Raw genomic sequence first — 26392 nt, 5'->3', positions numbered from 1 at the left:
CTTTCACGCCAAAATATCTACATATCACTTATGAAATCACTAAAAATCACCATTGAAGAAAATACGGATGTCGAAAAATTAAAAGAACTTTTACTTCAGGTAAAAGGAATTAATGATATTGAAATTATCGACGACGAAAATCCGGAAAGTGAACTGAAAAAAGCGTTTGCAAAAACTAAAGAACAGTTGAAAAAAGGTGATTACGAAACATTGGTCAACGATATTTTTGATATTCTGATTAAAAAATAATTCAAAAAAAAATAATATAGAAAAGGATGAGAAAAGCCATTTTATCTATCGCAATACTCGGAGTTTTATTCTCCGCAAATGTATCTGCACAAACAGAAACTTCGGGAAGAGAAAAAGTCTATAGAGCAACACATACAAAAGTTACAGAGCTTAAACATACCAAACTTAAAGTCAATTTTGATTATCAAAAAGAGCAGATGAATGGTGAAGAATGGTTAACCGCTTCTCCGTATTTTTATCCTTCTAATGAATTGACGCTTGATGCAAAAGGAATGTTGATTCATGAAGTGGCTTTAGATAATAACGGCAAAAAATCTCCTTTAAAATATGATTATAAAAATGATATTTTAAAGATAAATTTAGATAAAACCTATACAAGAAATCAGGATTATACAGTTTATATAAAATATACTTCCCGTCCGAATGAAGTGAAACAGCAGGGAAGTGCAGCGATTAATGATGCAAAAGGTCTTTATTTCATCAACGCACAAGGAAAAGATGCAGATAAGCCAACTCAAATCTGGACTCAGGGTGAAACTGAATCTTCTTCAGCGTGGTTTCCAACAATCGATAAACCGAATCAGAAGACCACTCAAGAAATTTTCATGACGGTTCCGGATAAATATGTTACCCTTTCTAACGGGATTTTAAAAGAATCTAAAAAAGAATCCAACGATTTAAGAACCGACCATTGGGTGATGGATAAAAGACATTCTACATACCTTTTCTTTATGGGAGTTGGTGATTATGCTGTAGTAAAAGACAAATGGAAAAATATTCCTGTAGATTATTATATTGAAAAAGCTTACGAACCGTATGCAAAGCAGATTTACGGTAACACACCGGAAATGATCGATTTTTTCTCTAAAAAATTAGGCTACGATTATCCATGGGCAAAATATGCTCAGATTTCAGGAAGAGACTACGTTTCCGGAGCGATGGAAAATACCACAGCAACGCTTCATGGAAGTGATATTCTTCAAAAACCTGGACAGTTAATAGATGAGAACAAATGGGAAGATACCATTGCTCATGAATTATTTCACCATTGGTTTGGAGATTTAGTTACGGCAGAAAGTTGGAGTAATCTTACCGTAAATGAATCTTTTGCCAACTATTCAGAATATCTTTGGAACGAATACAAGTACGGAAAAGATCAGGCAGATTATCATCAGATGGAAGATGTGAACCATTACATTCATAATCCTTCAGATTTCAAAAAAGACTTGGTGAGATTTGATTACGGTTCTCGTGAAGATGTTTTTGACTTGGTAACCTATCAAAAAGGAGGCGGAATTCTTCATATGTTGAGAAATTATTTGGGTGATGATGCCTTTTTCGCAGGAGTTACAGATTATCTTAAAACCAATGAATACAAAAATGCTGAAGCACATCAGTTGAGATTATCTTTTGAAAAAGTTTCAGGTAAAGATTTAAACTGGTTCTTCAATCAGTGGTATTTCGGAAGCGGAAATCCAAAATTAAACTACACTTATACTTTTGAACCTGTAAAAAAACAAGTTACGGTTACTTTGAATCAATCTCAGGATTTACCTTTTGAATTTCCTTTGGCTATTGATGTTTATGATAACGGTAAACCAAAAAGATATAATGTTTGGGCAAATGCCGCAGCGAAAAATACATTTACTTTCGATTCGTCTAAAAATCCAGACCTTGTTAATATTAATGCAGATGGAGTTTTAGTAGCTGATGTTACTGAATCTAAAACTCCGGAGCAGAATTTCTTGCAGTTTACCAATTCTAAAGAATTTAAAAGCAAATACAATGCTTTAAATGCGATAAAGGATCAGGTAGGAAAAAATCCTGCTGCAACAAAAATATTGGCAGCAGCTATAAAAGATCCTTTCTTCAGAATCAGAATGAAGGCTTTGGAGTTGATGGATTTAAGTAATTCTGAGCAAATGAAAGCTTTGGGAAGCGATGTAGAAAAGCTGGCTTCAAATGATCCTAAAACTTTGGTTCAGGGTGTTGCAATTGCAGCTTTGGCAAAAACAAAAGACAAGAAGTATGTTCCGATTTTTGAAAAAGGAGTAAATGCGGTTTCCAATTCTGTAAAAGTAAACTCTTTGGCGGCAATTATTGCAGTTGACCCTTCAAAAGTAAATGGTTTAGCTGATAAAATTGAACTGGATGGTGCTTCTGAAGAAATGCTTACTCAGCTATTGCCTGTCGTGGTTAAAAATAAAGTGACTTCACAGATGGCAAATATAGCTTCGATTGCAGCATTTTATCCTTTTGTGAAATTCCAGAATCCTGAATTGGGGAAAGTAGCAGAAGAAGGCTATAACTGGATTATGTCTTCGGATAATTTAAAAGCTACAGAAAGTATTACAAAAATTTTAGACCAGACTAAAGGGCAAATGGGAGATAATCCGCAGGTAAAAATGATGATTACTCAAATGCTGAAAGACGGTCTGAATAAGAAAATGGAACTTCTTAAGCAGAATCCGCAAAAAGCATCAAGCATCAATCCGCAAATTGACGCAATCAATAGAGCGATTGAAAATTTTAAATAGATAAATATCTATATCATAACTAAAGCATCTCTCATGAGGTGCTTTTTTATTGATGAAATTTTGTGTAATCGGCAAAAAATAGACGATTCTCCAGTGTTTTTTATTACATCTTTCATAAATTAGTTTAAAATTTGACGATTATGAGTTTTGGAATTGAGGCAGCAACTTATTATGTGCCTTCTTTGTATTTGGAAATTAAAGATTTAGCAGAAAAAAGAGGAATTGAACCTGCAAAACTGGAAAAAGGATTAGGCTTACATAAAATGGGTTTCCCCGATGTACATGAAGATGCTGCTACATTTGCCGCAGAAGCTTTATTAAAATTAATAAAAGACTATAAAATCAATCCCAAAGAAATTTCCCGTATTTATTTAGGAACAGAAAGCGCAATCGATGCCGCTAAACCAACAGCTTCCTATGCAATGCAGATGGTAGAAAAAGTTTTGGAAACAGAGTTTGGAGAAAGATGTTTCAAAAACTGTGATGTGGTAGATATGACTTTTGCGTGTATTGGCGCGGTTGATGCGCTTCACAATTCTTTAGACTTTGTAAGAGTAAATCCTGATAAAAAAGCAGTGGTTATTGCAAGTGATTATGCTAAATATGAGCTGGCTTCTTCCGGTGAATATACTCAAGGTGGAGGTGCGGTTGCTTTATTGGTTTCCGCAAAACCTGATTTAATTGAGATTGAAAATAATTGGGGAGTGGCTACAGAATCTGTTTTTGATTTTTTTAAACCAAGAAGACATTTCAAAAAAGAAGATTTGGCAAACGCTCCGGAATCTTTTCCTGACAAAATAGAAATTTTTACGGATGAACCTGTTTTTGATGGGCAATATTCCAACCAATGTTATCAGGATAGAATCAGGGAGGCTTATCAGCATTATGAAGAGGCTTCAGGCAAAACAAAACCTTCTGAAAACTGGAAATATCTTATTTTTCATCTTCCGTATGCATTTCATGGGAAAAGAGTTTTTACAGAAATTTACAGCCTAGAAAACGGACTTCCCTATTCAAATGCTGAAGAACAAAAAGCAGTTGCTAAGTCTGAAAATTATATCAAATTCATCAACAATAAAATTGAAAAAACACAGCGTGCATCTTCGGAAATAGGAAATATGTACACTGCTTCAATTTTTATGGCTTTACTTTCAGGTTTACAGACTTCTTTTAATGAAAATGAAGAATTGGCAGGTGAAGAAATCGGATTTGTTGGTTACGGAAGCGGTTCAAAATCAAAAGTTTTTGCCGGAAAAGTTTCCGAAAACTGGAAAAATGTGGTTGCAAAATGGGATTTATTTGAAAACCTTAAAAATCGTTTAGCCATTGATTTTGATACTTACGAAAAGCTTCATAGAAAACAATTGGAATATTCTGTAAATACTGATTACAAAGGATTTGGCTTAGAATCTGTAGAATTGGAAAATCCTGTGTTGAAAGGAGCAAGGTATTACGGTTATAAAGGATAAATAGAAAAGCATCTCTTTTGAGGTGCTTTGTTTTAAAATAAACAATATGCGAAATTTAATTTATCTGATTATAATTTTTGCTTTCATTTCATGTGTTGAGAAAAGTAATGATTACGAAATTATAAACACTTTTTTTGATGAACATAAAATAAGTGTGAAAAACCTTTCTTCAGAACCATTTTATCTAAAAGAAGGACTGGAATATTGGAAAGAAAAAGAGTTCACAGATTTGAATTTTGAAATTATTAAAAATGAAAAATATCAGATTGATACTTCTTTAGTCAAAAATAAATATACCGATTCAAAATCTATTTTTTGTAAAACAAGAATATCGAAACCTTTATTTTCAAAGGATAGAAAAAAAATACTTCTAGCTGTAGATGAAAATTGTGGTTCAGATAAAAGGCTAACGATTTATTTACTTAAAAAAGATAAAGGAAAATATGTTTATGAAACTGATATTAATTCAACAAGAACTTATCGTCATTAGAATTAAATATGAAACATAATCTCATTCTGATAACTTTTCGGTGTCACTCCAACCAATTGTTTAAAAACCCTTGTGAAATAATTGGTATCAGAAAAACCGGTTTGAAAAGCGGTTTCCTTGATGCTGTTATTTAAGGCTAAAAGTTCTTTTGCCCTGTTAATGCGTTCCTGAAGAATAAAATCATTGGGCGAAGTTCCCAGTTCATCTTTAAACATTTTAAAGAAATTTGATTTACTTACATAAGCCAGTTTCGCAATGCTGTCAATAGAAAGTTTTTGGTGGATATTTTTCTTGATATAATCTACCACAAAACCAATTCTTGATTTATTTTTTGCAATATTTTTTTCTACCATAGTTCTTGCCTGAGTTTGCATCAGTCTGATTAATAACTCCTTTAAAGCAAAATCTGCCATAATATCTTTCTGTGAATTATCATCCATTGCAATTCTCATAATATTGTTGGTGGCAGAAGCTAAAGACTGATTATTAAACAGAAAATACTCATCCAGCTGTATGTTCCATGTTGAGGTTTCATCCACTTTTGGAAGATTGTAGTTGAGATGATTCAGAGAATTTTCAATAAATTCTGGGTTTAAGCTTAAAGAAATACATTGAGAAGGAGTTTCATCAGCATCGGGAAAATCGATGACCATGGTTTCTCCGGGAGCGACCAAAACGCTTTCTCCGGGATGATAATCAAAATAATTGGTCTTATTTTCCAGCTTCATGTGTTTTTTACCGCGAAGCATTGCTGTGAATGCGATGTTGTCGAAATGTAGTTTTACACCGTAAGCAGACTTGTGGGTTTCATAAATACTAAATTCACAATTATTTAGATTGAATAATGTCTGGTTTTCAACCAAGTTCAGAAGCTGGTTTTCCTTCTTTAATTCAGGAGTATTTAATAAAAACTTGTTATCATTCATTTCCAAACATTTTTCAAGACCTGTCTATTCAAATATAGAAATTAATTGAGGAATTCTTTGTTAATGAAATGATAAAATTAGATTGATGTAGGATTTTAGTATTCTTTTGTAGGATTCTGCTATTCAATTCTCTTATCTGTGTGTAATTTGGCTTTAGATAAAAATTAAACTTACTAATATGAGCACAACAACAGAACAACAATCATCTACCACTTTAAAGTGGCCAGAGTTTAAAAATCAATACAATAATTATATTGACGGAAAGTTTACAGCGCCGGTTAACGGGCAGTATTTTGATGTGGTTTCACCAGTTGACGGAAAAGTTTTCACTCAGGCAGCACACTCATCAAAAGAAGATTTAGAATTAGCGGTAAATGCAGCAGAAAAAGCATTCCAAACATGGAAAGACACTTCATCTACAGAAAGAAGCATCATTCTGAATAAAATTGCCGATAAAATCGAGCAGAATTTAGAATATATCGCAACCGTTGAGACAATTGATAACGGTAAAGCAGTAAGAGAAACTTTAGCGGCAGATATTCCTTTGGCGGTTGACCATTTCAGGTATTTTGCAGCGGTAATCAGAGCAGAAGAAGGTTCTCATAACGAATTAGATAAAGACACCGTTTCATTAATTGTTCATGAACCTTTAGGAGTAATTGCGCAAATCATTCCTTGGAATTTTCCAATTCTTATGGCGGTTTGGAAATTAGCTCCGGCTTTGGCAGCAGGAAATTGCGTAGTCTTAAAGCCTGCAGAAAGTACACCGGTCTCTATTTTAGTTTTAATGGAACTTATTGGCGATTTGCTTCCGGCGGGAGTTGTGAATATCGTTAATGGTTTCGGAGCTGAATTAGGAAGAGCTTTGGTAACCAACCCAAAAGTGAACAAAGCGGCATTTACAGGTTCTACAGCAACGGGTCGTTTGGTAATGCAATATGCGACAGAAAATATTATTCCGGTGACTTTAGAATTGGGAGGTAAATCTCCAAACGTATTTTTCAGTTCAGTGATGGATGCAGATGATGCATTTTTAGATAAAGCCATTGAAGGAGCAGTGCTTTTCGCTTTAAATCAGGGTGAGATTTGTACTTGTCCGTCAAGATTATTGGTGCAGGAAGATATTGCAGACGCTTTCATTGCAAAAGTTATCGAAAGAGTAAAAGCAATCAAAGTAGGAAATCCTTTAGATAAAACGGTGATGATGGGAGCTCAGGCTTCAAAAATTCAGAAAGACAAGATTCTGTCTTATATCAAATTGGGTAAAGAAGAAGGCGCTGAAGTTTTAGTTGGTGGTGATGTAAATCATGTTGGAGAAGGTTTAGATGAAGGATATTACATTCAGCCGACCATTTTCAAAGGAAACAACAGAATGAGAATTTTCCAGGAAGAAATTTTCGGACCGGTTCTGGCTTTCACAACCTTCAAAGACGAAGAAGAAGGAATTAAAATTGCCAACGACACGATTTACGGATTAGGAGCAGGAGTTTGGACGAGAGATGCACACCAGTTGTACAATGTGCCACGTCAGATTCAGGCGGGTAGAGTTTGGGTCAATCAATATCACTCATATCCTGCAGGAGCTCCGTTTGGAGGTTACAAACAGTCGGGTATTGGTAGAGAAAACCACAAAATGATGTTAGACCATTACCGTCAGACTAAAAACATGTTGATTTCATACAACAAAAACAAATTAGGATTCTTTTAATTTTTAAATACTAGGGGCGTGCCCGTTTGCCTTGGCTTTAGCCGAGGCAAAACGGTCGGGCTATTCAGGGCTGCACTTCGTTTCGGTGCTCCGCTTCGCTCCGCACTCTCGCTTTCAGCGAGACCCTTACTATCCCTCACGCAAAAGCAGACTTATTTCTCACTTATCTTACCCAAATTAGATGAGCAGGAATTTTTATGAATCTTATTCTCATGAGCCTTGTCAAGGTTCAAAACCTTGACAAGGCTTTTAAAATTAGGTCTATAAATAAAAATCAACTGCATGAAATCAGTTTAATAAAAAGTAAAATAGAAAGAGTTACAAATCACCAAAAGCTTCATTAGAATCAATTCATTGATTCCATTCTTTGCTCTTTAAATATGCAGTTTCAGAAATAAATCTTTGCGTTAAAAAAACAACGATTAGCAAATCAAAATAAATCAAATCTATAAAAAAATAAAACTATGATTCCAAAAACAATGAAAGCCGCCGTAGTTCAAGGCTACGGACAACCGTTAAAAATTATGGAAGTTCCGGTAAGAGAACCCGGAAGATATGAAGTATTGGTAAAAGTAATAGCTTGTGGAGTTTGCCATACCGATTTACATGCAGTAGACGGCGATTGGCCTGCAAAACCAAAAATGCCATTAATTCCCGGTCATGAAGGAGTAGGAATTGTAGTGGCTTGCGGACCGGAAGCTTATGTAAAAGAAGGAGATGCAGTAGGAGTTCCTTGGCTGTATTCAGCTTGTGGATGTTGTGATTATTGCATTACAGGATGGGAAACATTGTGTGAAGCTCAGAAAAATGGTGGGTACAGTGTAGATGGCGGTTTTGCAGAATATGTAATTGCCGATTCAAGATATGTAGGACATTTAAAATCAAATGTCAACTTCTTGGAAATTGCACCAATTCTGTGCGCCGGAGTAACCGTTTATAAAGGTTTAAAAGAAACAGAAACCAAACCTGGAGAATGGGTTGCTATCTCGGGAATTGGTGGTTTAGGACACGTTGCTGTTCAATATGCAAAAGCAATGGGAATGCACGTTGCAGCGATTGATGTAGCAGATGATAAATTAGAATTAGCAAAAAAATTAGGAGCAGATTTAGTGGTCAATGCAAAAAACACAGATCCTGGAGAGTATTTACATAAGGAAGTCGGCGGAATGCACGGCGCATTGATCACGGCTGTTTCGCCTATAGCTTTTAAACAAGGAATTGATGTTTTGAGAAGAAAAGGAACGATTGCTTTGAATGGTCTTCCTCCTGGTTCATTTGAACTTCCGATCTTTGAGACCGTTCTTAAAAGAATTACCGTAAGAGGTTCGATTGTAGGAACGAGAAAAGATATGCAGGAAGCATTAGATTTTGCCAACGAAGGTTTGGTAAAAGCAACAGTAACGGCAGCAAAACTGGAAGATATTAATGAGGTTTTCGACAAAATGAAGGCCGGACAAATTGATGGCAGAATTGTTTTAGACATTGCTGGCTCTGCAAGCTAGGAGTATATTGAAGTTTAGTGGAACCTGACAATTTTATGTTGTCAGGTTTTTTTAACTTTAATTAAATTTAAAAAAACCTCAATTTATCGCGGTTTAATTGACTTAGGAGTCTGAAGCGTGAAGAAAATTATTTCAATGAACGTGAAGAAAATTCTACTGTTCGAAGCGCGACACAAAATTTTAACCGAAGAACATAATTGACTATCGCGCAAGTTTTAGAATTTTTAGTAAATTGAATTAATTTTTAGCTGAAGAATCCAAGTCTTGATTTTTTGGTTCTTTTGGATCAAGCCAAAAGAATATTTAACGAAAAGCGAAAGCTACATGTATTATAATTACAAAAAAAGAAATTATGGAAACAAAAAAAATATCAAGACTCTCAGTAACAGAAAAAGCTTTAGAGCTGATTTGGGAATTAGAAAAAAAACATGGCGACTTAATGTTTTACCAAGCAGGAGGTTGTTGTGAAGGAACACAGCCACAATGTTTTGAAAAAGGGGGTTACTTCCCAAGAATGAACGATGCCATGATTGGAACAATCAATGGACATGAATTCTGGATTGACCGCGATCTTTTCGAATATTGGCAGTATTCCCATTTTACATTAGATATTTTAGAAGGTTTCGGACCGGGCGGATTTTCTCTGGAAACTCCTTTAGGAAAAACGTTTAAAGTGCATTACAGGCTGTTCACTACTGAAGAACTTAAAAATCTTGAAGCGATAAAGAGAAGTGAATAATTTAAGCTATTTTATTTAGAATATATTGCCTTTGCTATGTAGCCTTTAAAAAGTAAAAGAGAAAATATATCTAAAACCTATGAGATTTAAATAAGCTCCTAAAAATGAAAATTTGAGGTATGTTTAGGTAATAATTTGAGTTTATTTTTTCAATAAAAAACTGTGATAAAAAACAATATATTTTCTTCTCAAGTCTTTCCATTATTTTACTCTTTCATTTTTTTAACATTTTTAGATTTATTATTTTTTAGTAAACTGTTTAGAGACAAAGATTATTGAGATATATTTATAACTTAGTTTCTTTTTCCTACTTTTGATTTTTTTAAAATAGAATACATGAAATTTAAAAAATAATGCAAATTCTAAAGTATTATTTTTTTAAAAAAAACACAAAGAAGGAATAATGACCAATTTTTTAAAAATAGTATTAAATCAGAATAGGATTTTTGGATTGGATATACTGAGGGCTGCAGCTATCCTGTTTGTAATGATAAATCATACAAATAATTTTATGTTGCGAAATATCGATTTCTATGCGAAGATGGTATATGATGGAGTTGGGATTTTTTTTGTGCTTAGTGGTTTTTTGATTGGTCGAATTCTAATAATGCAATTAGAAACATATAAATGTAATATGAAAAATTTATTGCATTTTTGGATGAAGAGATGGTCTAGGACTTTACCAAATTATTTTCTATTTCTATTTTTACTGATTATAATTGAATATATTACTAATCAAAATTTTAATCTAAAAAGCTATTTACCTTATTTTTTCTTTTCTCAGAACCTAACGCAAAAACCAATAGATTTTTATACACACTCATGGAGTTTAAGTATCGAAGAATGGTTTTATATAATAGTACCAATTCTTTTATTTTTTGCTATTAGAGTACTTAGTATTCGAGTAAAATATGCTTTTATATCCATTATCATTTTAATTATAATTAGTGTTAGTTTTTTAAGATTACAAAAAGTACAAACTATAAATGATTATGAATCTTTTCAAAACGTGTTATCTAGTGTTTTATATAGATTTGACTCGTTAATGTATGGTTTATTAGGAGCGTATATATCCTATTATCATCCTAAATTTTGGAGTAAAAATAAAAAAATAGCACTTATTATTGCATTATTTCTATTTGTATTGTATTATTTAATTGATAATAAAGCAAGTTTTTTAGTAAGGAATTTTGTATTCACAATGACTTCAGTTACAGTTTTACTGTTTTTACCATATTTAGGAGCATTAAAGAAAAATAACAGTGTTCTTTTTAAAGCGATTACATATATCAGCCTTATTTCATATTCTCTTTATTTAGTTAATTCAATTGTTATACATTATATTGAAGAATGTATAAATTGGGATAAAATAATTGAAATTGCGAAAATAAATTATTCTTTAAATATAAAATGGTCATTTGCACTATTATTTAATTTCTTTTTATCATGGCTATTATCATTGGTAATATCAATATTACTTTACAAATATTTTGAGATTCCTACAACCAATTACATTAGAAAAAAAATGGCAAATAACAAAGCTGTATCTTAATTCTAACGTAAAGTATAATACCGATTTTTCACTCCTGAAGAGCTACAGAATTTAGTTAGATCCAGTAAAGCGCACTGAATAAAATCAGCAGAATCAGTGAGATAAATTAATTAATATTTTCTTTAGAATTTCACGCAAATTTAGGAGATTGCGCAGATAATCAAACTGAAAAATTAGTGCAATTAGTATTTAGGAAAAAATCAAACTTTCACAAACCGATTCACAAACATCGCCGCCACAATATCTCCAACAGCATTTAAAACGGTTGCCAACGGATCTACCAAAGTTCCGATAATGATCACTGCAGGAATGGCTTCCTGTGGTAAACTGTATACAGAGATCATCAGCATCTCGCCAATATAACCACCATTCGGAATTCCTCCGGCAACGATGCTTACAAAAACAGTGATCCCTAAAGCCAATAAGAGATTGGAAGGTTCAAAAAAATCTCTCCCGATAATCTGAAAAGCGACATATATTTTAATAATGGAAGACATTGATGAACCGTTTTTATGCAATGTCGTTCCAATCGGTATCACCAAATTGGCAATCGAACTTGGGATTCCAATTTTTGATGCGGCTACCAAATTCGTGGGCATTGTTGCAAAACTGCTGCAGGTACTCAATGCAGTTAAGGTAGGAAGAATGGCGTTTTTCCAGAAACTTTTTATTCCGTTTTGTCCGTTTGCCATAAAAGCATAAAGCGTGAAAAATACAAAGAAGTAGATAATTCCTGCAACGTAATATAAACCAAGCGGTTTAGCATAAAACCCAAAAAGCTGAGGTCCCAATGTAGCAACCTGATACGCAAAGTACGCTCCCAAACCGATGGGTGCAATTTTCATGATCATTAAAAGAAGTTCTTTCATTACTTCATAGCCTGAAGCAATAAAAACTCTGAAAGGTTTTCCGCTTTCACCTGATTTTCTGGCTGCAAAACCTGTAAGGAAGGCAAAAATAAGAAGTGCGAGCATATTTTTTCGGGAAAATAATTCGGTAAACTCACCCACGGTAAAAAAACTTACAATTCTATCACCCCAGTTTTCTTCTTTGGTAGCTTCAGCAATCAATTCTGTACTTCCTGATATGGATGAAACGGGAAAAAGGTAGACTGCACCAATGGTAAAAACTGCAGCAGTTAATATAAAAAACAAGAATGTAAAAGACATTATTAAAAGAATTTTACCAAACTTAGATTCTTGCTCAAGAGAAGCAATAGAATTGGAAACGGCAAAAAACACAAGCGGAACAACACTTACAAAAAGAAGATTAAGAAAAATATCGCCCAAAGGTTTTATATATTCCACGATTTGAGGTGCAAGAATACCGATTATACTTCCTACGGTGATTCCCACAAGTAAAAGTGAAATTCCGGAATAGTTTTTTAAAACTTCTTTCATAGGTGGATGTTTATTATTTTTAAGCAATATGTAATCGTCTAACTTAATTGGTATTTGATATTCAAATAAATAATTGCGATTTTATGCCTGATTTTTATCAAAGATAGATTTATTTTTAACAATTTCTAAGAGGTATGTTCGCCTTAATTTTTCTAAATTTGAGTAAACATTCGTTTCTATGGCTTATATAGATTATTACAAAATTTTAGGCGTAGACAAAAGCGCAACGCAGGACGATATTAAAAAAGCGTACCGAAAGCAGGCAAGAAAACTGCATCCAGACCTTAATCCGAACGATAAAGAAGCAGAAAAACACTTCAAGGAACTGAATGAAGCTAACGAAGTACTCAGCAATCCTGAGAACCGTGCCAAATACGATAAATACGGTGAAAACTGGAAACATGGTGAAGAATACGAAAAAGCACAGCAACAGCAAAGACAGCAATATCAAGGCGGAAACTACGGAGGTGGATTTTCCGGTGCTGATTTTGGGGAAGGTGAAGATTTTTCAGATTTTTTCCAAAGTATGTTTGGTGGAGCTGGAGGTGGCTCCAATAGAAGTTCGCGCGGAAGTGCTTCCGGAAAATTCAAAGGACAGGATGTGCATGCCGAATTAAATTTAAACTTAAAAGATGCCGCAACAACTCATCAGCAAACTTTTGATATTAATGGTAAAAAAGTAAGAATTACGATTCCTGCAGGAGTGTATGATGGACAACAAATAAAACTGAAAGGTCACGGAAGTCCTGGAATTAACGGTGGACCAAGCGGAGATTTATATATTACTTTTAATATCAATCCTGATTCCAACTTTGAAAGGGTAGGAGATGATCTGAAAACTAAAGTTACAATCGATCTTTACACCGCAGTTTTAGGTGGTGAAGTTACTGTAAACACTTTGGATGGAAGTGTTAATCTTAAAGTAAAACCCGGAACTCAAAACGGAACAACGGTAAGACTAAAAGGAAAAGGCTTTCCGGTCTATAAAAAAGATGGACATTTTGGTGATTTATTTGCGACGTATGATGTAAAATTGCCAACCGATCTTACAGACAAGCAGAAAGAACTTTTTGAACAACTTAAAAATTCCTAAGCTATGAGTGAAAGAATATCACGCGAGGAGCTCGTACAGATTTATAATATTGAGATTACTTTTTTTGATGAATTGGTAGATTCTGGTTTACTGAATATAGAAACGGATAATGAAATTCGGTATCTGATGTACGAAGATCTTCCTACATTTGAGCGATTTACCAATTGGCATTACGATCTGGAAATTAATCTTCCCGGTTTGGAAGTTATCAACAGTATGCTGCAGAAAATGAAAAATTTAAATCAGATAAACCGTGAATTAATGCAAAAACTTTCGGCGATAAATGAGAAATATGAAGATATTTAATTTAGTTTTGTAAACTATAAAACTCATTACATGGCAAGACTCAACGACGATAAAATCATTAATTTACAGATCAACAAAAAAGATTTTGAAGAGATTTACCTTCATGGAGATCAGGGAAGTCTTTTTTTCTCACCTACAGTGAAAGGGAAATTAATCACCACAATCGTAGTTGCTGTGATTTTGTTGGTTTTATTTTACTTTAAAGATGATCTAAGTAAAGAGAAATTCGGGATTTTATATTTTGTGAGTTTTCTTTTTCTGCTTTGTGCGGTCTATTTATCTTTAGCAATCAATAAGGTTTCAAAATGGAAAAAAGAAGTGGTTAAATACCTTAAAACTCTTGAAAATACAGAAATTTATCAAATTCAGTTTAATGCTAAAGTTTTTAAAGTAAACCTTAACGACAATAAAGAAACCAGTCTTTGGACGGAATTTACGGCTGCAGAGATTAGCGAAAAATTTATCGGTTTAGAAGGGAAATTCAATTATATGTTTCCAAAAAAGTCAATGCAGGAGGCAGATTTCGAATTGTTAAAGCAAGCGGTGCAGAACAATGTTCTGAAGTAAAAAATTAAGTAAACCTAAGACGATAATCAAAATCTTATTTACGATCGATTTAGGAATAAATAAAAAACTCAGAGCAAATACTCTGAGTTTTGTTTTATCATGAAAAGCTGATTAGTCTAACCAACCCATTTCTTTCATCCATTCGTCGTTATAGATTTTCCCAACGTATCTTGAACCGTGATCGTGAAGAAGTACCACAACGATATCATCTTTTGTAAACTGATCTTTCATCTGAACCAAAGCTGCCATTGCGCTTCCTGCAGAATATCCACAGAAAATACCTTCTTCTTTAGCCAGTTTTCTTGCGTAGATAGCTCCATCTTTATCGGTCACTTTTTCGAAATGATCAATCACAGACATATCGTAGTTTTCAGGAAGAATATCTTCACCAATACCTTCTGTAATGTAGCTGTAAGCATTTCCTAGATTGATCTCTCCCGTTTCGTGGATTTCTTTTAAAATAGAACCATACGTATCGATACCAATTACTTTAATGTCAGAATTTCTCTCTTTAAAGAAAGTTCCACAACCGGTAACTGTACCTCCTGTTCCTGCTCCAGCCACAAAGTGAGTCAGTTTTCCTTCCGTTTGTTCCCAGATTTCAGGAGCTGTAGACTCGTAGTGAGCCGCTCTGTTTGATAAATTATCATATTGGTTAACGTACCATCCGTTTTCTGTTTCTCTTGCCAATCTCTTTGAAACTGAATAGTAAGAACGCGGGTCTGTAGGTTTTACGTCTGTAGGACAAACGATCACTTCAGCTCCAACGGCACGAAGAATATCACATTTTTCTTTTGACTGTTTTGCATTGGTCACAAAAATACATTTGTATCCTTTGATGATGGCTGCCAAAGCCAATCCCATCCCTGTATTTCCTGAAGTACCTTCAATAATGGTACCTCCCGGTTTTAGTCTTCCGTCTTTTTCGGCATCTTCAATCATTTTCAGAGCCATTCTGTCTTTTACCGAATTTCCGGGGTTGAAAGTTTCTACTTTTGCCAAAACCAATGCCGGGAAATCTTCACCCAAAACTTTATTAAGCTTTACAAGAGGGGTATTTCCAATGGTTTCGAGTATATTTTCTGCGTATTTCATAAATGTTTTTTTATGCGTGGCAAAGATACAGTTTTCAATATTATTAAAAATGAATAACAGAGAATTAAAGAGATCTTAACAATGACTTGGTATAATCTTCAAAATTTCTTAAATGTTTTTTTAGGAGCTTTTTCCCGCTTTTCATTGCAATCTTTTTTTTTAAAAAAGGATTTTCATTGCAATCGGGGCTAAAGATATTTGTAGCCATCAGAATTATTTGTCATTGAGAGCAAAAGTATTTAACAATAATATTCACTCACTTTGTCATTCTGTAAGAATCTCAACAGCTGAAAAATAAAATAATGGTCTAGATTTCTACGAAATGACAAACTTTATGCAAAACGATATTCACAATTTGTAATTCACAATTCATTAGCGAAGCTAAATTGACAATTCACTTTTAATTATACTTGATCGCTTTTACAGGAGAAATCTTACTGATCAGATAACTCGGAATCACCAATGCCATTCCGGAAATAATTAAAATCCCTACCGAAATAGAAATAATAATCCACGGATTCAAATCCACGGGAACTACGCTTACATAGTAATTAGCAGGATTTAATTTAATAATTCCAGTGTATTTTTGGGTAATTAAAAGTCCAAGACCGATTAGATTTCCACATAAAAGTCCGGGAACCATGATGATTAAAGTGTAATTGATAAAGGTCGCTCTAATTTGTCCGTTGGTTGCACCTAAAGTTTTAAGCAAGCCAATAGAATTGGTTCTTTCGATGATAAGAATAAGCAATACCATGATGATATTAATGATAACGACCAAAAGCATAATTGAAATGATAATCCCGATATTGGTATCAAAAAGCCCGATCCAGTCATTGATTTGCGGATATTTATCGGTTGCTTTTTCTGCATAGTTTTTATATCCGATAAATTTTTCAACCTGCGGAAAATCTTCATCGATATTGTTGATATTTTTAAAAAATACATCCAAACCGCCAATTTCCTCAGGCTTCATATCCAAAATTCTTCTTACATGGTTGATGTCACCCACTACAAATTGATCGTCGATCATTTTGATGTCGGTTTTGTAGATTCCCACTACTTCAAAGTTTCTGTAAATAGGCTTCTGATCAGCTTTTGAAAAAACAGTAACGATGCTGTCGTTTACTTTCAGATGGAGGTCTTTAGCGATTTTTTCTGAAATGACAACGCCGTTATTATAACCTTCGCCATTCAGAAAAGGAGTTTTTCCGGCGGTCAGAAATTTTTTAAACCTTAAACTATCAAAATCTTTACCTACCCCTTTGAAAATAATTCCGGCAAAACTATTTTCATTACGCATAATTCCGGTTACCATTGCATATCCCTGAACTGTAGCAACATCGGGAAATGCTTTAAGACTTTTAATATCTAATCCTTGATTATCAAGAACTGAAGTATTGTAAGATGAATTTGATTTGGTAGATCTCACCGTAATATGTCCGCTGAAATCCCCCAATCTTTCTTTTATCGCTTTTTTTGAGCCCAATCCCGTAGAAACAGTGATGAGCGAAACGATGATTCCCAAAGCCACAGACAGTCTGCCGATGAAGATGATAACCCGAGAAAGGTTATTTTTGTTATCTTTGGAAAACGCTATTTTTCGGGAGAAATATAATGGAAATTTCAAGCTTATGAATTTAAATTTCAAAATTAAAACATTAGTTCTTATTTGCCTAATTTTTTTAGGAGTATTCAGTCAATATTATTCTCAGACATCAAATAAAGAGGGTTTTAAAACCGGTGCAGACCAACCGGAAAAATATCTTGGGCTTCTGAAAAATAAAAGAGTTGCTGTAGTAACCAATCAGACAGGGCTTGTAACAAGAGTGAAATATTATAATGCAGCAAAAGATCCTTCGACAGGTTGTGCAAAAGCAATGAAGATAGATACTTTAAGCATTGTTGATTTTTTAGTTGAAAATAAAATCAATATCAAATCGATTTTTGCCCCCGAACATGGTTTCAGAGGTAATGCTGATGCAGGCGAAAAGGTGAAAAATGGAGTAGATGTGAAGACGGGAATTCCTATTGTATCTCTTTATGGAAATAATAAAAAACCAAAGCCGGATCAGCTAAAAGGTATTGATGTAGTTGTTTTCGACATTCAGGATGTTGGAGTAAGATTTTATACTTATATCTCAACTTTAACTTATTTGATGGAAGCAGCAGCTGAAAATAATGTGGAAATCATGGTTCTTGACCGACCAAATCCTCACGATGGATATATTGACGGACCTGTTTTAAAGAAAAAATGGGAAAGTTTTGTCGGAATGCACGAAGTTCCTGTGGTGTATGGGTTAACCATCGGTGAATACGGAAAAATGGTAAACGGTGAAAAATGGCTAAAAAATGGAGTTCAGGCAAAATATACTTTGATTGAAATGAAGAATTACCATAAGAAAAAGCGCTATGCAATTTTAGATAAACCGTCTCCCAATTTGCCGAACGATAAATCGATTAACTTATATCCAAGCTTATGTTTTTTTGAAGGAACTCAGGTTTCGGTAGGGCGAGGAACTAATTTTCCGTTTCAGGTGTATGGTTCTCCTTGGACAAAAGATTTGCCTTACCAGTTTACTCCAAAGCCAAATTTCGGAGCTAAAGATCCTTTTCTGAATGGTAAATTATGCTATGGTGAAAATCTTTCAGATTACTCTAAAAACTTGCGAGAAATTAATCTAGAATGGTTACTTAAAGCATATAAAAACTATAAAAACCCTCAACAGGATTTCTTCCTTAAAAATCTTTTCTTTGATACTTTAGCCGGAAGTGATGAGCTGAGAAAACAAATTGTCTCTGGTAAATCTGAAAAAGAAATAAAGTCATCTTGGAAAGCAGATCTTGAGAAGTTTTCAAAAATCAGAAGTAAATATATTGTTTATGAAGATTAGTTATTAAAGTAAAGATGTTTTAATCATACATTAGGTTATCTCTGAGGTGTCTAAATGTCATTTCTTAAAATATATTTTCTACAAATAGTTTGTATATATTTGCATTGTACAGAATGAAAAAATCACTTGTTATATTTCTTTCATTATTTTATTTGGTATTGGCTTCGGGCTTTACCCAATATTCGCATTTATGCAAAGAAATGACGAGTAAAGTTTATAGTTTTACAAATACTCAGTTTCAAAATCAAGACAAACCTTGTCCTATTTGTTCTAAAAAGGATAAAAAATTAAAAGATAAAAAGAAAGGTTGCTGCCAACACCAAGCTGAATTTGTAAAAGTAGATGACAGCGTAAAAAAACAAAATAATTTTGAATTTTCGGTAAAGTTTTTGGGCGATGCTATTCCAAACAAAATGTTGGGAGCAGTTTTCGATGTAGAAACAATTCTTTTAAAAACCGAAAAAAGCACAACTTATCCTTCTTCGAAAGTCCCTATTCAGGGCAATCCTCTTTACATTTTACATTGCGTTTATAGAATTTGATTTTAGACTAAAAATCTGATCAAGCAGTTTCGATTTCTCGATTCTGCCCTACATTTTTATGTCTAATTTCTAAATTTTATATACAATGAAATTAAAACTCATTGCATCTGTTATTTTACTATCGATTTGCTATTTAGATAGTTATAGTCAGGTGTTGAAACTGAAAGATGCCCTTTATCGGACCCAAGATCAATACGATAAAATAAAAGTCAAACAGCAATTAGTTAACGCTTCGGCTCAAAATACAGCTTTTCAAAAGCAACAATATTTACCCGATTTTACGCTTTCTGCACAGCAAAGTTTCGGAAGCATCAATGTGCAGCACGGTCCAATGTACGCTTATGGCGGATTAGCTTCTGCTGCTACATCAATGCCTTTGGCAGAACAAAATTGGAACGCCGCTTTTGGCTCTCTTTATTTTGCCAATATCAACTGGAATGTATTCTCATTTGGAAGAATCAAAAACCAAGTAGAATTGGGAAGCAAAAAAGAATTAACTGCCAAAGCTGATCTACAACAGGAAATTTTTCAACAACAAATAAAAGTAAGTGCGGCTTATCTCAATTTATTAGCAAGTCAGAGAATAAAATTCGTTCAGGAGAAAAATGCAGAACGGGCACAGGTTTTTTATGAAATGACCAATGCAAGAGCTAAAAGTGGATTAATACCGGAAGTAGATGCGCAATTGGCAAAAGCTGAATGGTCTAATGCTAAGTCTTTGCAAATAAAGGCTTATGATAAGGAATTGGAATGGTCTAAACAGCTCGCGGTGTTAATTAATGATGATTTTAAGATCTATCAATTGGATAGTTTGTACAGCACTTCACTTCCAAATAATGTATTAGAAACGGCAGAAGGTAATATTGAAAAGCATCCTTATTTGCAATGGCAACAAAGCAAGATCAATGAAAGTGAACAGAGTATTGAAGTTTTGAAAGCTCATAAAAAGCCAAATGTATCGGCATTTGGTGTTGTTCAGGGGCGAGGTTCTGGTTTTGAAGCCAATTATGCACAAGATAACTCAGCTTATTCTCCAAGCTATTTAAAAGGGGTGGGAATTGACCGAGGTAATTATCTTTTAGGGATTTCTCTTAGTTGGAATATCACTAATATTTTCCGTTTTAATACTAAAATAAAAGAACAACAATTCTTAACACAATCTTTGCAATATACGTTTGATGCACAGCAAAAAGAGCTCAAAACACTATCTCAACAAGCTAATGCACAGCTAAAAAATGCCTATCTCAATTTTGATGAAACCAAAATTCAATTGGATGCTGCCGCTTTGGCTCACAAACAGCAAACCGCTTTGTATGAAAACGGATTAACCACGTTGGTAGATTTCACACAGGCATTATACAGCTTAAACAGAGCTGAGATTGATTACGAAATTGCCCAAAATAATGTTTGGCAAGCTCTGTTGTTATTGGCTTCTGCACAAGGGGATATTCAAATATTAATACCATAATCTATTAAGAAATTTCAATATGAATATGATAAAATTCGCACTGCGAAAACCCATAGCGATCATGGTTTTAGTGCTCGGATTGCTGTTTTTTGGTTTAAAAGCAATCAAAGAAATCAAGGTAGATATTTTACCAGAAATGGATTTGCCGGTGGTTTACATCGCCCATTCTTTCAATGGATATACTCCAAAACAAATGGAAGGTTATTTTACCAAAATGTATGTCAATATGATGCTTTTTACCAATGGCATCAAGATTATTGAATCTAAAAATACACAAGGACTCACCCTAATGAAAGTTACCTTTTATGAAGGAACGGAAATGGGTGAAGCCATTGCCACGATCAATGCTTTGTCAAACCGTTCGCAGGTATTTTTACCTCCGGGCGCACCGCCGCCGTTTATTATTCGTTTTGATGCGTCTTCGCAACCGGTTGGTCAGTTGGTGTTTAGAAGTGATACTAAAACCAACAATCAGTTACAGGATATTGCCAATTTTAATGCGCGTCCGTTTTTGATTAAAATTCCGGGATTGACGACTGCACCGCCTTTCGGAGGAAGCCCGCGTACTATCGAGGTGAATATTGATCCATATAAACTTCGATCGCATAATTTATCTCCTGAGCAAATTGTAGAAGCAATTAGTCGCAATAATATTACCTCACCTTCGGGAAACATGTATATCGGGGATAAAAATTATTTAACACCAACCAATAATACGGTGAAAGAAGTATCAGAGTTGGGTGATATTCCAATCTTTAAAGGTTCTGTAGATAATGTATATATCCGTGATGTGGCGACAATAAAAGACGGAGCTGATATTGCCACAGGTTATGCCTTGATTGATGGCAAACGTTCGGTGTATATCAACATTGCCAAAGCCGGAAATGCCTCAACCTTGGATGTAGTGAATACTTTGAAAAAAGAATTGCCAAATATTCAGCGAAATATGCCTGATGATGTAACGATTTCTTATGAATTTGATCAATCGGTTTACATTACCAACGCCTTGAAAAGTTTGATTGTGGAAGGTGTTTTAGGAGCCTTACTTACCGGATTGATGGTGCTTTTATTCTTAAATGACCGTCGCGCTGCATTGATTGTGATTATGACGATTCCTATTTCAATTATTTCGGGAGTATTATTTTTAAAATTATTTGGGCAGACCATTAATATCATGTCGCTTTCGGGCTTGGCATTAACAATTGGGATCTTGGTAGATGAAAGTACGGTTACGATTGAAAATATTCATCAACATTTTGGCAAGGGTAAAACAAAAGCTCAGGCTATCTGGGATGCGTGTAAAGAAATCGCGTTTCCAAAATTGTTGATTATGCTTTGCATTTTGGCGGTATTTGCTCCGGCTTTTATGATGACAGGAATTCCGGGTTCTTTATTTATGCCTTTGGCGATGGCTATTGGTTTTTCTATGATTGTGTCGTTTTTGTTATCGCAGACCTTTGTTCCGGTAATGGCGAATTGGTTAATGAAACATACGAAAGATCATTGCGAAAATCCAGCGCATCAAGGAGATTGGTTTTCAAAATTCAGAAATCGTTTTGTGAATTTTTTGACAAAGCTTACCAAGCAAAATAAGATGATTGTCAGCTTAAGTTTAGTTGTTGTTTTAGCTGGAGGTTTTGCGTTGTATCAAATTACAGGAAAAGATGTGCTGCCTGCTTCCAATTCACGACAGTTCCAGGTTCGTATAAAAGCTGCTGAAGGTACACGAATAGAAGTGACGGAAATGAAAGTGAAAACATTTTTATCGCATCTTAAAAAGAATGTTGGGGAAGATAATATTGCCATTTCATCAGTATTTATTGGTCAACATCCATCGACATTTGCGGTGAGTCCTATTTACCTGTACAATGCTGGTCCGCACGAAGCCTTAATGCAAGTGGCTTTAAAAGAATTTAAAGGAAATTCGGATGAATTGAAAGATAAGCTCAGAGCATATTATAAAGAAAAAATGCCCGAACTGTCTATTTCTTTTGAACCTATAGAATTAACAGAGAAAATTCTAAGTCAGGGTACCAATACGCCTATTGAAATTCGTGTTTCGGGGATGATGAAAAAAATGAACCGGATGTATGCGAATAAGCTTTTAGCGAAACTAAAAGAGATCGAGTACTTACGGGATCAGCAAATTCCACAGTCAATGGATTATCCTGCGATGCAAATTAATATCGATCGTACACGTGCAGCACAATTAGGACTGGATGTTCAGGATATTTCCAAATCATTAGTTGCCGCAACGGCTTCTACACGGTATACCAACAAAAACTTTTGGGTAGGCGGAATGATGGGAATTGCTTACGATGTACAGGTGCAAACGCCACAAAATATTTTGAACAGCAAAGAGGAACTGGCAAATTTACCGCTGAGTAAAAATTCGGACCGACCTGTTTTAGGCGATGTAGCCACCATTACTCCTACAAAAGAATTGGGTGAAAGTTATAATTTAGGAACAATGGGCTACACCACAGTGACGGCTAATTTGTATAAAAAAGATTTAGAACAAGCTTCTAAAGATATACAAACTGCAATTGCATCATTAGGTGAATTACCCAAAGGGATAAATATTGAAGTTGCAGGAATGACGCCTGTATTAAATGAAACATTATCAAGCTTAGCGACAGGTTTGCTGATTGCTGTTTTCGTTATCTTTTTAATGCTCGCAGCCACTTTCCAATCGTTCCGTGTTTCTATTGTTATTTTATCAACGGTACCATTTGTTGTGGTTGGCGCTTTATTGATGTTAAATATTACAGGGTCTACTTTAAATCTTCAATCGTATATGGGACTCATCATGTCTGTAGGGGTGTCAATTGCCAATGCTGTGTTGCTCATCAGTAATGCCGAAACATTAAGAAAATTAAACAACGATGCCGTTAATTCAGGAGTGGAAGCTGCCAAGTTACGTATCCGTCCGATTATCATGACCACTTTGGCGATGATTGCAGGAATGTTGCCTATGGCAATTGGTTTTGGTGAAGGTGGCGATCAGATTGCACCATTAGGAAGAGCCGTGATTGGCGGATTGTTATTTTCTACATTTTCGGTACTGATTATTCTACCGTTGGTATTCGGCTGGATGCAGAAAAAAGCAAGTATTATTTCTCCTTCCTTAGATCCTGAAGACGAAAACAGTATTCATTTTATCAAATCAAATTTATAAAACTATGCAATTAAAAAATATAATTCCGTTTGCAGCTTTGATGCTTTTAGCAGCTTGCAATACTCCAGAAAATAAAGATAATAAACCTAAGCCAGTGATGGAAGGAATGGGAATGATGAATATGATGGAAACGATTGAGATCTCGAAATCTAATCCGGTGGTTCCTTTAAAATTAGCAGGTGAATTAAAACCTTACGAACAAACCGAATTGTTTGCAAAAGTAAACAGTTATGTGAAAAATATTAAAGTAGATATTGGTGATAGAGTTTTTGCCGGACAGGTTTTGATGGTTTTGGAAGCTCCTGAAATTGTTTCACAAATTGCCAATGCAAAAGCAAAAGTACAGGCACAAGAAGCGATTTTTCTATCTACCAAAGCGACTTATAATCGTATGGTTAAAGCTGATGAAACCAAAGGTGCTGTCGCCAAAGATGCGGTGGATCAAATTAAAGCTCGCAAACTTTCTGACGAGTCACAATTGGCTGCGGCTCGCTCAGCCTACAATGAAATTAGAAATATCAATGATTATTTGGTCATAAGAGCGCCTTTTAGTGGAATCATTACCAATAGAAGTGTTGATTTGGGAGCTTATGTTGGCCCTATGAGTAAATCGCCCCTTTTGATAATCGAGAATAATCAGAAATTACGATTGAATCTTTCGGTGCCGGAAGCCAATACACCTTATATTAAAATAGGGGATACCATTCGGTTTTATGTACGTTCGCAACCGCAAATCAAACATATGGCATTAGTAAGTAGGAAATCGGGAAGTTTGGATGCGAAACTTCGTTCAGAAAAAATGGAAGCTGATTTTATCAATAAAAAAAATGTACTGAAACCTTATATGGTGGCAGAAACCAGCATTCCGTTACAAAATACAGAAGCTACTTTTTTTGTTCCGAAAATGGCTGTAGTAGAAAGCGGAATGGGCATTTATGTAATTAGGGTAGAAAATGGGAAGACTAAAAATATTCCCGTGAGTAAAGGTAGAATGATGGATGATAAAGTGGAAGTTTTTGGAGAATTAAACCAAGGAGATAAAATTCTAAAAATGGCTTCTGAAGAAATCGTAGAAGGAACTGCAGTTCCTCATTCAGATAAAAAAATGACTAAAAAATAATTAAAAATGAAAATAATTCTTAAAACACTAAGTATCGTAGCATTGGCTGCGGTACTTGTCACAAGTTGTGAAAGCAAAAAGACAGAAATAAAAGCTGTAGTAGCAGAAAATAAAGCAGTTGCCAAAGAAATAGTTCAAAAAAATAATCCTGAAAAAGGAAAAAATGTACCCAACAATATGGTATGCATGGTGAATGATGCCTACATGGGAAAAGAACAAATTGAAGTTCCGTTTGAAGGAAAAATGTACTATGGTTGCTGCAATATGTGCAAAGAAAAAATTCCGAAAGATGAAAGTGCTCGTTACGCTACCGACCCGCATTCATTGAAAAAAATAAGTAAAGCTGATGCTTATATTGTGGTTATTGGCAATAACAATGAAGTAGCTTATTTTGAAAGTGAAGGGAACTATCAGCAATTTTTAAAAGAAAATTCATAATGTTTTATACAATTAGCTACAAGAAATTGTAGCTAATTGTTATTAATAACTAAACCTAAAGAATGATTTTTAGATATTGATTACTTCTTGCGATGTTGTTTTTAATCAGTATTTTTATGTTTCTTTATTTGTTTAAAATGAACATATTTACAGGGTATTTAATTTTTACACCATTAAACTCATTAACAACTGATGCCAGGACTAGAGACCAAAATTATTGATAGAGAGCAACAATTGAAAACTTTGAAAGCCTCAGCTGATATTAATTTTAGTGTTGAAGATGAGGTTCGTACCTATGTTCCCAATTATTCTATTGCCATAATTGATGGAAGCGCCTCTTTTTTGTTAGATTTTAATGAATATAATATCAATGGAAAATATGTACTTTTTTTATCACCGTATCAGCTTTTAAAATGGGAGTCCGGAAATTTGAGAAATATTCGTTTCTTACAATTTCATGGTGATTTTTATTGTATTGAATATCACAAAGCGGAAGTTGCATGCAATGGAATATTATTTAATAACATCTATGATAAACCTTATATCTCTATTAATAATGATTTTTTTGATGAAATGATGATGCTTTTTGATAAGATTGATGCTTTTGAAAATACGGTAACAGATTATGATTTATCTATTGTGAAATCATATCTTCAGCTTATTCTTGCTCTATGCAGCAGGGAAAAACAGATTGAAAATAAACATATTGAAACAACGACTAATAAATCTGATGTTTTAAATGTAAGCGCGATGCTTGATACCTATGTATTTTCATCAAAATCAGTTTCTTTTTACGCAGAGCAATATGGTTTATCTGTGAATGCATTTAGTAAAAAAGTGAAGAAGCATTATGGGAAAACTCCCTCAAAGCTCATTCAGGAACGGTTGATATTAGAATCTAAAAAACTTCTTCATCTCACTTATAAAAGCATCAAAGAGATTTCTGCAGAACTAGGTTTTGAAGATGAATTTTATTTCAGCAGATATTTTAAAAAAGCTGTCGGAGTGTCTCCAAAGACTTTTCGTGGGGAAGTAGGTATATCTATTGTAGCTGAAAAATCTATGTAATATCCACATTTGTCCATTTTTAAGAAAGAAATTCGATTGTACTTTTGAAGT

Annotated in this window: 22 protein-coding genes; 18 read left to right on the top strand and 4 right to left on the bottom strand. The window is 34.3% G+C overall.

Annotation, left to right across the window (positions count from 1 at the left end):
• Positions 1-30 precede the first annotated feature (30 nt).
• The 4 genes from B5X64_RS04495 to B5X64_RS04480 all read left to right on the top strand — a co-directional run bounded on the left by B5X64_RS04495 (position 31) and on the right by B5X64_RS04480 (position 4745).
• Positions 31-249, top strand: a complete 219-nt coding sequence (locus B5X64_RS04495) for a hypothetical protein (RefSeq protein ID WP_079464113.1) — start codon at positions 31-33, stop codon at positions 247-249.
• Positions 250-275: 26 nt separating this feature from the next.
• Complete coding sequence (locus tag B5X64_RS04490) at positions 276-2786, top strand: M1 family metallopeptidase (RefSeq protein WP_079464112.1); 2511 nt, start codon at positions 276-278, stop codon at positions 2784-2786.
• A gap of 140 nt (positions 2787-2926) precedes the next feature.
• The gene (locus B5X64_RS04485; RefSeq protein ID WP_079464111.1) at positions 2927-4255 is read left to right on the top strand and encodes a hydroxymethylglutaryl-CoA synthase family protein; all 1329 of its coding nucleotides are present in this window, start codon (positions 2927-2929) and stop codon (positions 4253-4255) included.
• A gap of 154 nt (positions 4256-4409) precedes the next feature.
• Complete coding sequence (locus B5X64_RS04480; RefSeq protein WP_139377599.1) at positions 4410-4745, top strand: hypothetical protein; 336 nt, start codon at positions 4410-4412, stop codon at positions 4743-4745.
• Between the two features lie 2 nt (positions 4746-4747).
• On the opposite strand, the gene B5X64_RS04475 is transcribed toward B5X64_RS04480, so the two are convergent.
• Entirely contained in the window at positions 4748-5671 is a 924-nt protein-coding gene (locus B5X64_RS04475; RefSeq protein WP_079464109.1) for an AraC family transcriptional regulator, read from the bottom strand.
• A gap of 178 nt (positions 5672-5849) precedes the next feature.
• On the opposite strand from B5X64_RS04475, the gene B5X64_RS04470 reads away from it, so the two are divergent.
• The 4 genes from B5X64_RS04470 to B5X64_RS04455 all read left to right on the top strand — a co-directional run bounded on the left by B5X64_RS04470 (position 5850) and on the right by B5X64_RS04455 (position 11172).
• Positions 5850-7379 (top strand): aldehyde dehydrogenase family protein, encoded by a 1530-nt coding sequence (locus B5X64_RS04470; protein ID WP_079464108.1) that lies wholly within the window; start codon positions 5850-5852, stop codon positions 7377-7379.
• 464 nt (positions 7380-7843) lie between these two features.
• Positions 7844-8881, top strand: a complete 1038-nt coding sequence (gene adhP, locus B5X64_RS04465; protein WP_079464107.1) for an alcohol dehydrogenase AdhP — start codon at positions 7844-7846, stop codon at positions 8879-8881.
• A 352-nt stretch (positions 8882-9233) separates the two neighbouring features.
• On the top strand, positions 9234-9620 hold the full coding sequence (locus B5X64_RS04460; RefSeq protein WP_079464106.1) for a DUF779 domain-containing protein: 387 nt from the start codon (positions 9234-9236) through the stop codon (positions 9618-9620).
• A gap of 403 nt (positions 9621-10023) precedes the next feature.
• Entirely contained in the window at positions 10024-11172 is a 1149-nt protein-coding gene (locus tag B5X64_RS04455; protein ID WP_079464105.1) for an acyltransferase family protein, read from the top strand.
• Between the two features lie 200 nt (positions 11173-11372).
• On the opposite strand, the gene B5X64_RS04450 is transcribed toward B5X64_RS04455, so the two are convergent.
• Positions 11373-12572, bottom strand: a complete 1200-nt coding sequence (locus B5X64_RS04450; RefSeq protein WP_079464290.1) for a dicarboxylate/amino acid:cation symporter — start codon at positions 12570-12572, stop codon at positions 11373-11375.
• A 178-nt stretch (positions 12573-12750) separates the two neighbouring features.
• Here B5X64_RS04450 and B5X64_RS04445 point away from each other — a divergent pair, with 178 nt between their 5' ends.
• Genes B5X64_RS04445 through B5X64_RS04435 form a run of 3 tightly spaced genes read left to right on the top strand, consistent with a single transcriptional unit; the run spans position 12751 to position 14538 of the window.
• Positions 12751-13665: a DnaJ C-terminal domain-containing protein gene (locus B5X64_RS04445; RefSeq protein WP_079464104.1), complete on the top strand. Its 915-nt coding sequence runs from the start codon at positions 12751-12753 to the stop codon at positions 13663-13665.
• 3 nt (positions 13666-13668) lie between these two features.
• Entirely contained in the window at positions 13669-13971 is a 303-nt protein-coding gene (locus B5X64_RS04440; protein WP_079464103.1) for a chaperone modulator CbpM, read from the top strand.
• A gap of 30 nt (positions 13972-14001) precedes the next feature.
• A complete protein-coding gene (locus tag B5X64_RS04435) occupies positions 14002-14538 on the top strand; it encodes a hypothetical protein (protein ID WP_079464102.1) in 537 nt (178 codons plus the stop codon).
• Between the two features lie 111 nt (positions 14539-14649).
• Here B5X64_RS04435 and B5X64_RS04430 read toward each other — a convergent pair whose 3' ends face one another.
• Together B5X64_RS04430 and B5X64_RS04425 are read right to left on the bottom strand one after the other, a co-directional pair.
• Positions 14650-15633, bottom strand: a complete 984-nt coding sequence (locus B5X64_RS04430; protein ID WP_079464101.1) for a PLP-dependent cysteine synthase family protein — start codon at positions 15631-15633, stop codon at positions 14650-14652.
• Between the two features lie 400 nt (positions 15634-16033).
• Positions 16034-17263, bottom strand: coding sequence for an ABC transporter permease (locus B5X64_RS04425; RefSeq protein ID WP_066680118.1), 1230 nt, complete (start codon positions 17261-17263; stop codon positions 16034-16036).
• Between the two features lie 4 nt (positions 17264-17267).
• Here B5X64_RS04425 and B5X64_RS04420 point away from each other — a divergent pair, with 4 nt between their 5' ends.
• The 7 genes from B5X64_RS04420 (at position 17268) to B5X64_RS04390 (ending at position 26341) form a co-directional block, all read left to right on the top strand.
• Positions 17268-18527: an exo-beta-N-acetylmuramidase NamZ family protein gene (locus B5X64_RS04420; protein ID WP_079464100.1), complete on the top strand. Its 1260-nt coding sequence runs from the start codon at positions 17268-17270 to the stop codon at positions 18525-18527.
• Positions 18528-18640: 113 nt separating this feature from the next.
• Entirely contained in the window at positions 18641-19069 is a 429-nt protein-coding gene (locus tag B5X64_RS04415) for an HYC_CC_PP family protein (protein WP_079464099.1), read from the top strand.
• A gap of 85 nt (positions 19070-19154) precedes the next feature.
• Positions 19155-20537: a TolC family protein gene (locus B5X64_RS04410; protein WP_079464098.1), complete on the top strand. Its 1383-nt coding sequence runs from the start codon at positions 19155-19157 to the stop codon at positions 20535-20537.
• Positions 20538-20556: 19 nt separating this feature from the next.
• Positions 20557-23715, top strand: coding sequence for an efflux RND transporter permease subunit (locus tag B5X64_RS04405; protein WP_079464097.1), 3159 nt, complete (start codon positions 20557-20559; stop codon positions 23713-23715).
• Between the two features lie 4 nt (positions 23716-23719).
• A complete protein-coding gene (locus B5X64_RS04400) occupies positions 23720-24835 on the top strand; it encodes an efflux RND transporter periplasmic adaptor subunit (RefSeq protein WP_079464096.1) in 1116 nt (371 codons plus the stop codon).
• Between the two features lie 6 nt (positions 24836-24841).
• The gene (locus B5X64_RS04395; RefSeq protein WP_079464095.1) at positions 24842-25273 is read left to right on the top strand and encodes a hypothetical protein; all 432 of its coding nucleotides are present in this window, start codon (positions 24842-24844) and stop codon (positions 25271-25273) included.
• A gap of 192 nt (positions 25274-25465) precedes the next feature.
• A complete protein-coding gene (locus B5X64_RS04390) occupies positions 25466-26341 on the top strand; it encodes a helix-turn-helix domain-containing protein (protein WP_079464094.1) in 876 nt (291 codons plus the stop codon).
• The last annotated feature ends 51 nt before the right edge of the window (positions 26342-26392 follow it).

The organism is Chryseobacterium balustinum (genome assembly GCF_900168205.1).
Classification (GTDB): Bacteria; Bacteroidota; Bacteroidia; order Flavobacteriales; family Weeksellaceae; genus Chryseobacterium; species Chryseobacterium balustinum.
The sequence above is the reverse complement of the archived record's forward strand: the minus strand, read 5'-3'. Positions and strand labels throughout refer to the sequence as shown.

Bases quoted from the DNA above. Each gene is read 5' to 3' on its own strand.
- B5X64_RS04495 (WP_079464113.1), top strand. From the start codon at position 31: ATGAAATCACTAAAAATCACCATTGAAGAAAATACGGATGTCGAAAAA.
- B5X64_RS04490 (WP_079464112.1), top strand. From the start codon at position 276: ATGAGAAAAGCCATTTTATCTATCGCAATACTCGGAGTTTTATTCTCC.
- B5X64_RS04485 (WP_079464111.1), top strand. From the start codon at position 2,927: ATGAGTTTTGGAATTGAGGCAGCAACTTATTATGTGCCTTCTTTGTAT.
- B5X64_RS04475 (WP_079464109.1), bottom strand. From the start codon at position 5,671: ATGAATGATAACAAGTTTTTATTAAATACTCCTGAATTAAAGAAGGAA.
- B5X64_RS04470 (WP_079464108.1), top strand. From the start codon at position 5,850: ATGAGCACAACAACAGAACAACAATCATCTACCACTTTAAAGTGGCCA.
- adhP (WP_079464107.1), top strand. From the start codon at position 7,844: ATGATTCCAAAAACAATGAAAGCCGCCGTAGTTCAAGGCTACGGACAA.
- B5X64_RS04460 (WP_079464106.1), top strand. From the start codon at position 9,234: ATGGAAACAAAAAAAATATCAAGACTCTCAGTAACAGAAAAAGCTTTA.
- B5X64_RS04455 (WP_079464105.1), top strand. From the start codon at position 10,024: ATGACCAATTTTTTAAAAATAGTATTAAATCAGAATAGGATTTTTGGA.
- B5X64_RS04450 (WP_079464290.1), bottom strand. From the start codon at position 12,572: ATGAAAGAAGTTTTAAAAAACTATTCCGGAATTTCACTTTTACTTGTG.
- B5X64_RS04445 (WP_079464104.1), top strand. From the start codon at position 12,751: ATGGCTTATATAGATTATTACAAAATTTTAGGCGTAGACAAAAGCGCA.
- B5X64_RS04440 (WP_079464103.1), top strand. From the start codon at position 13,669: ATGAGTGAAAGAATATCACGCGAGGAGCTCGTACAGATTTATAATATT.
- B5X64_RS04435 (WP_079464102.1), top strand. From the start codon at position 14,002: ATGGCAAGACTCAACGACGATAAAATCATTAATTTACAGATCAACAAA.
- B5X64_RS04430 (WP_079464101.1), bottom strand. From the start codon at position 15,633: ATGAAATACGCAGAAAATATACTCGAAACCATTGGAAATACCCCTCTT.
- B5X64_RS04420 (WP_079464100.1), top strand. From the start codon at position 17,268: ATGAATTTAAATTTCAAAATTAAAACATTAGTTCTTATTTGCCTAATT.
- B5X64_RS04415 (WP_079464099.1), top strand. From the start codon at position 18,641: ATGAAAAAATCACTTGTTATATTTCTTTCATTATTTTATTTGGTATTG.
- B5X64_RS04410 (WP_079464098.1), top strand. From the start codon at position 19,155: ATGAAATTAAAACTCATTGCATCTGTTATTTTACTATCGATTTGCTAT.
- B5X64_RS04405 (WP_079464097.1), top strand. From the start codon at position 20,557: ATGAATATGATAAAATTCGCACTGCGAAAACCCATAGCGATCATGGTT.
- B5X64_RS04400 (WP_079464096.1), top strand. From the start codon at position 23,720: ATGCAATTAAAAAATATAATTCCGTTTGCAGCTTTGATGCTTTTAGCA.
- B5X64_RS04395 (WP_079464095.1), top strand. From the start codon at position 24,842: ATGAAAATAATTCTTAAAACACTAAGTATCGTAGCATTGGCTGCGGTA.
- B5X64_RS04390 (WP_079464094.1), top strand. From the start codon at position 25,466: ATGCCAGGACTAGAGACCAAAATTATTGATAGAGAGCAACAATTGAAA.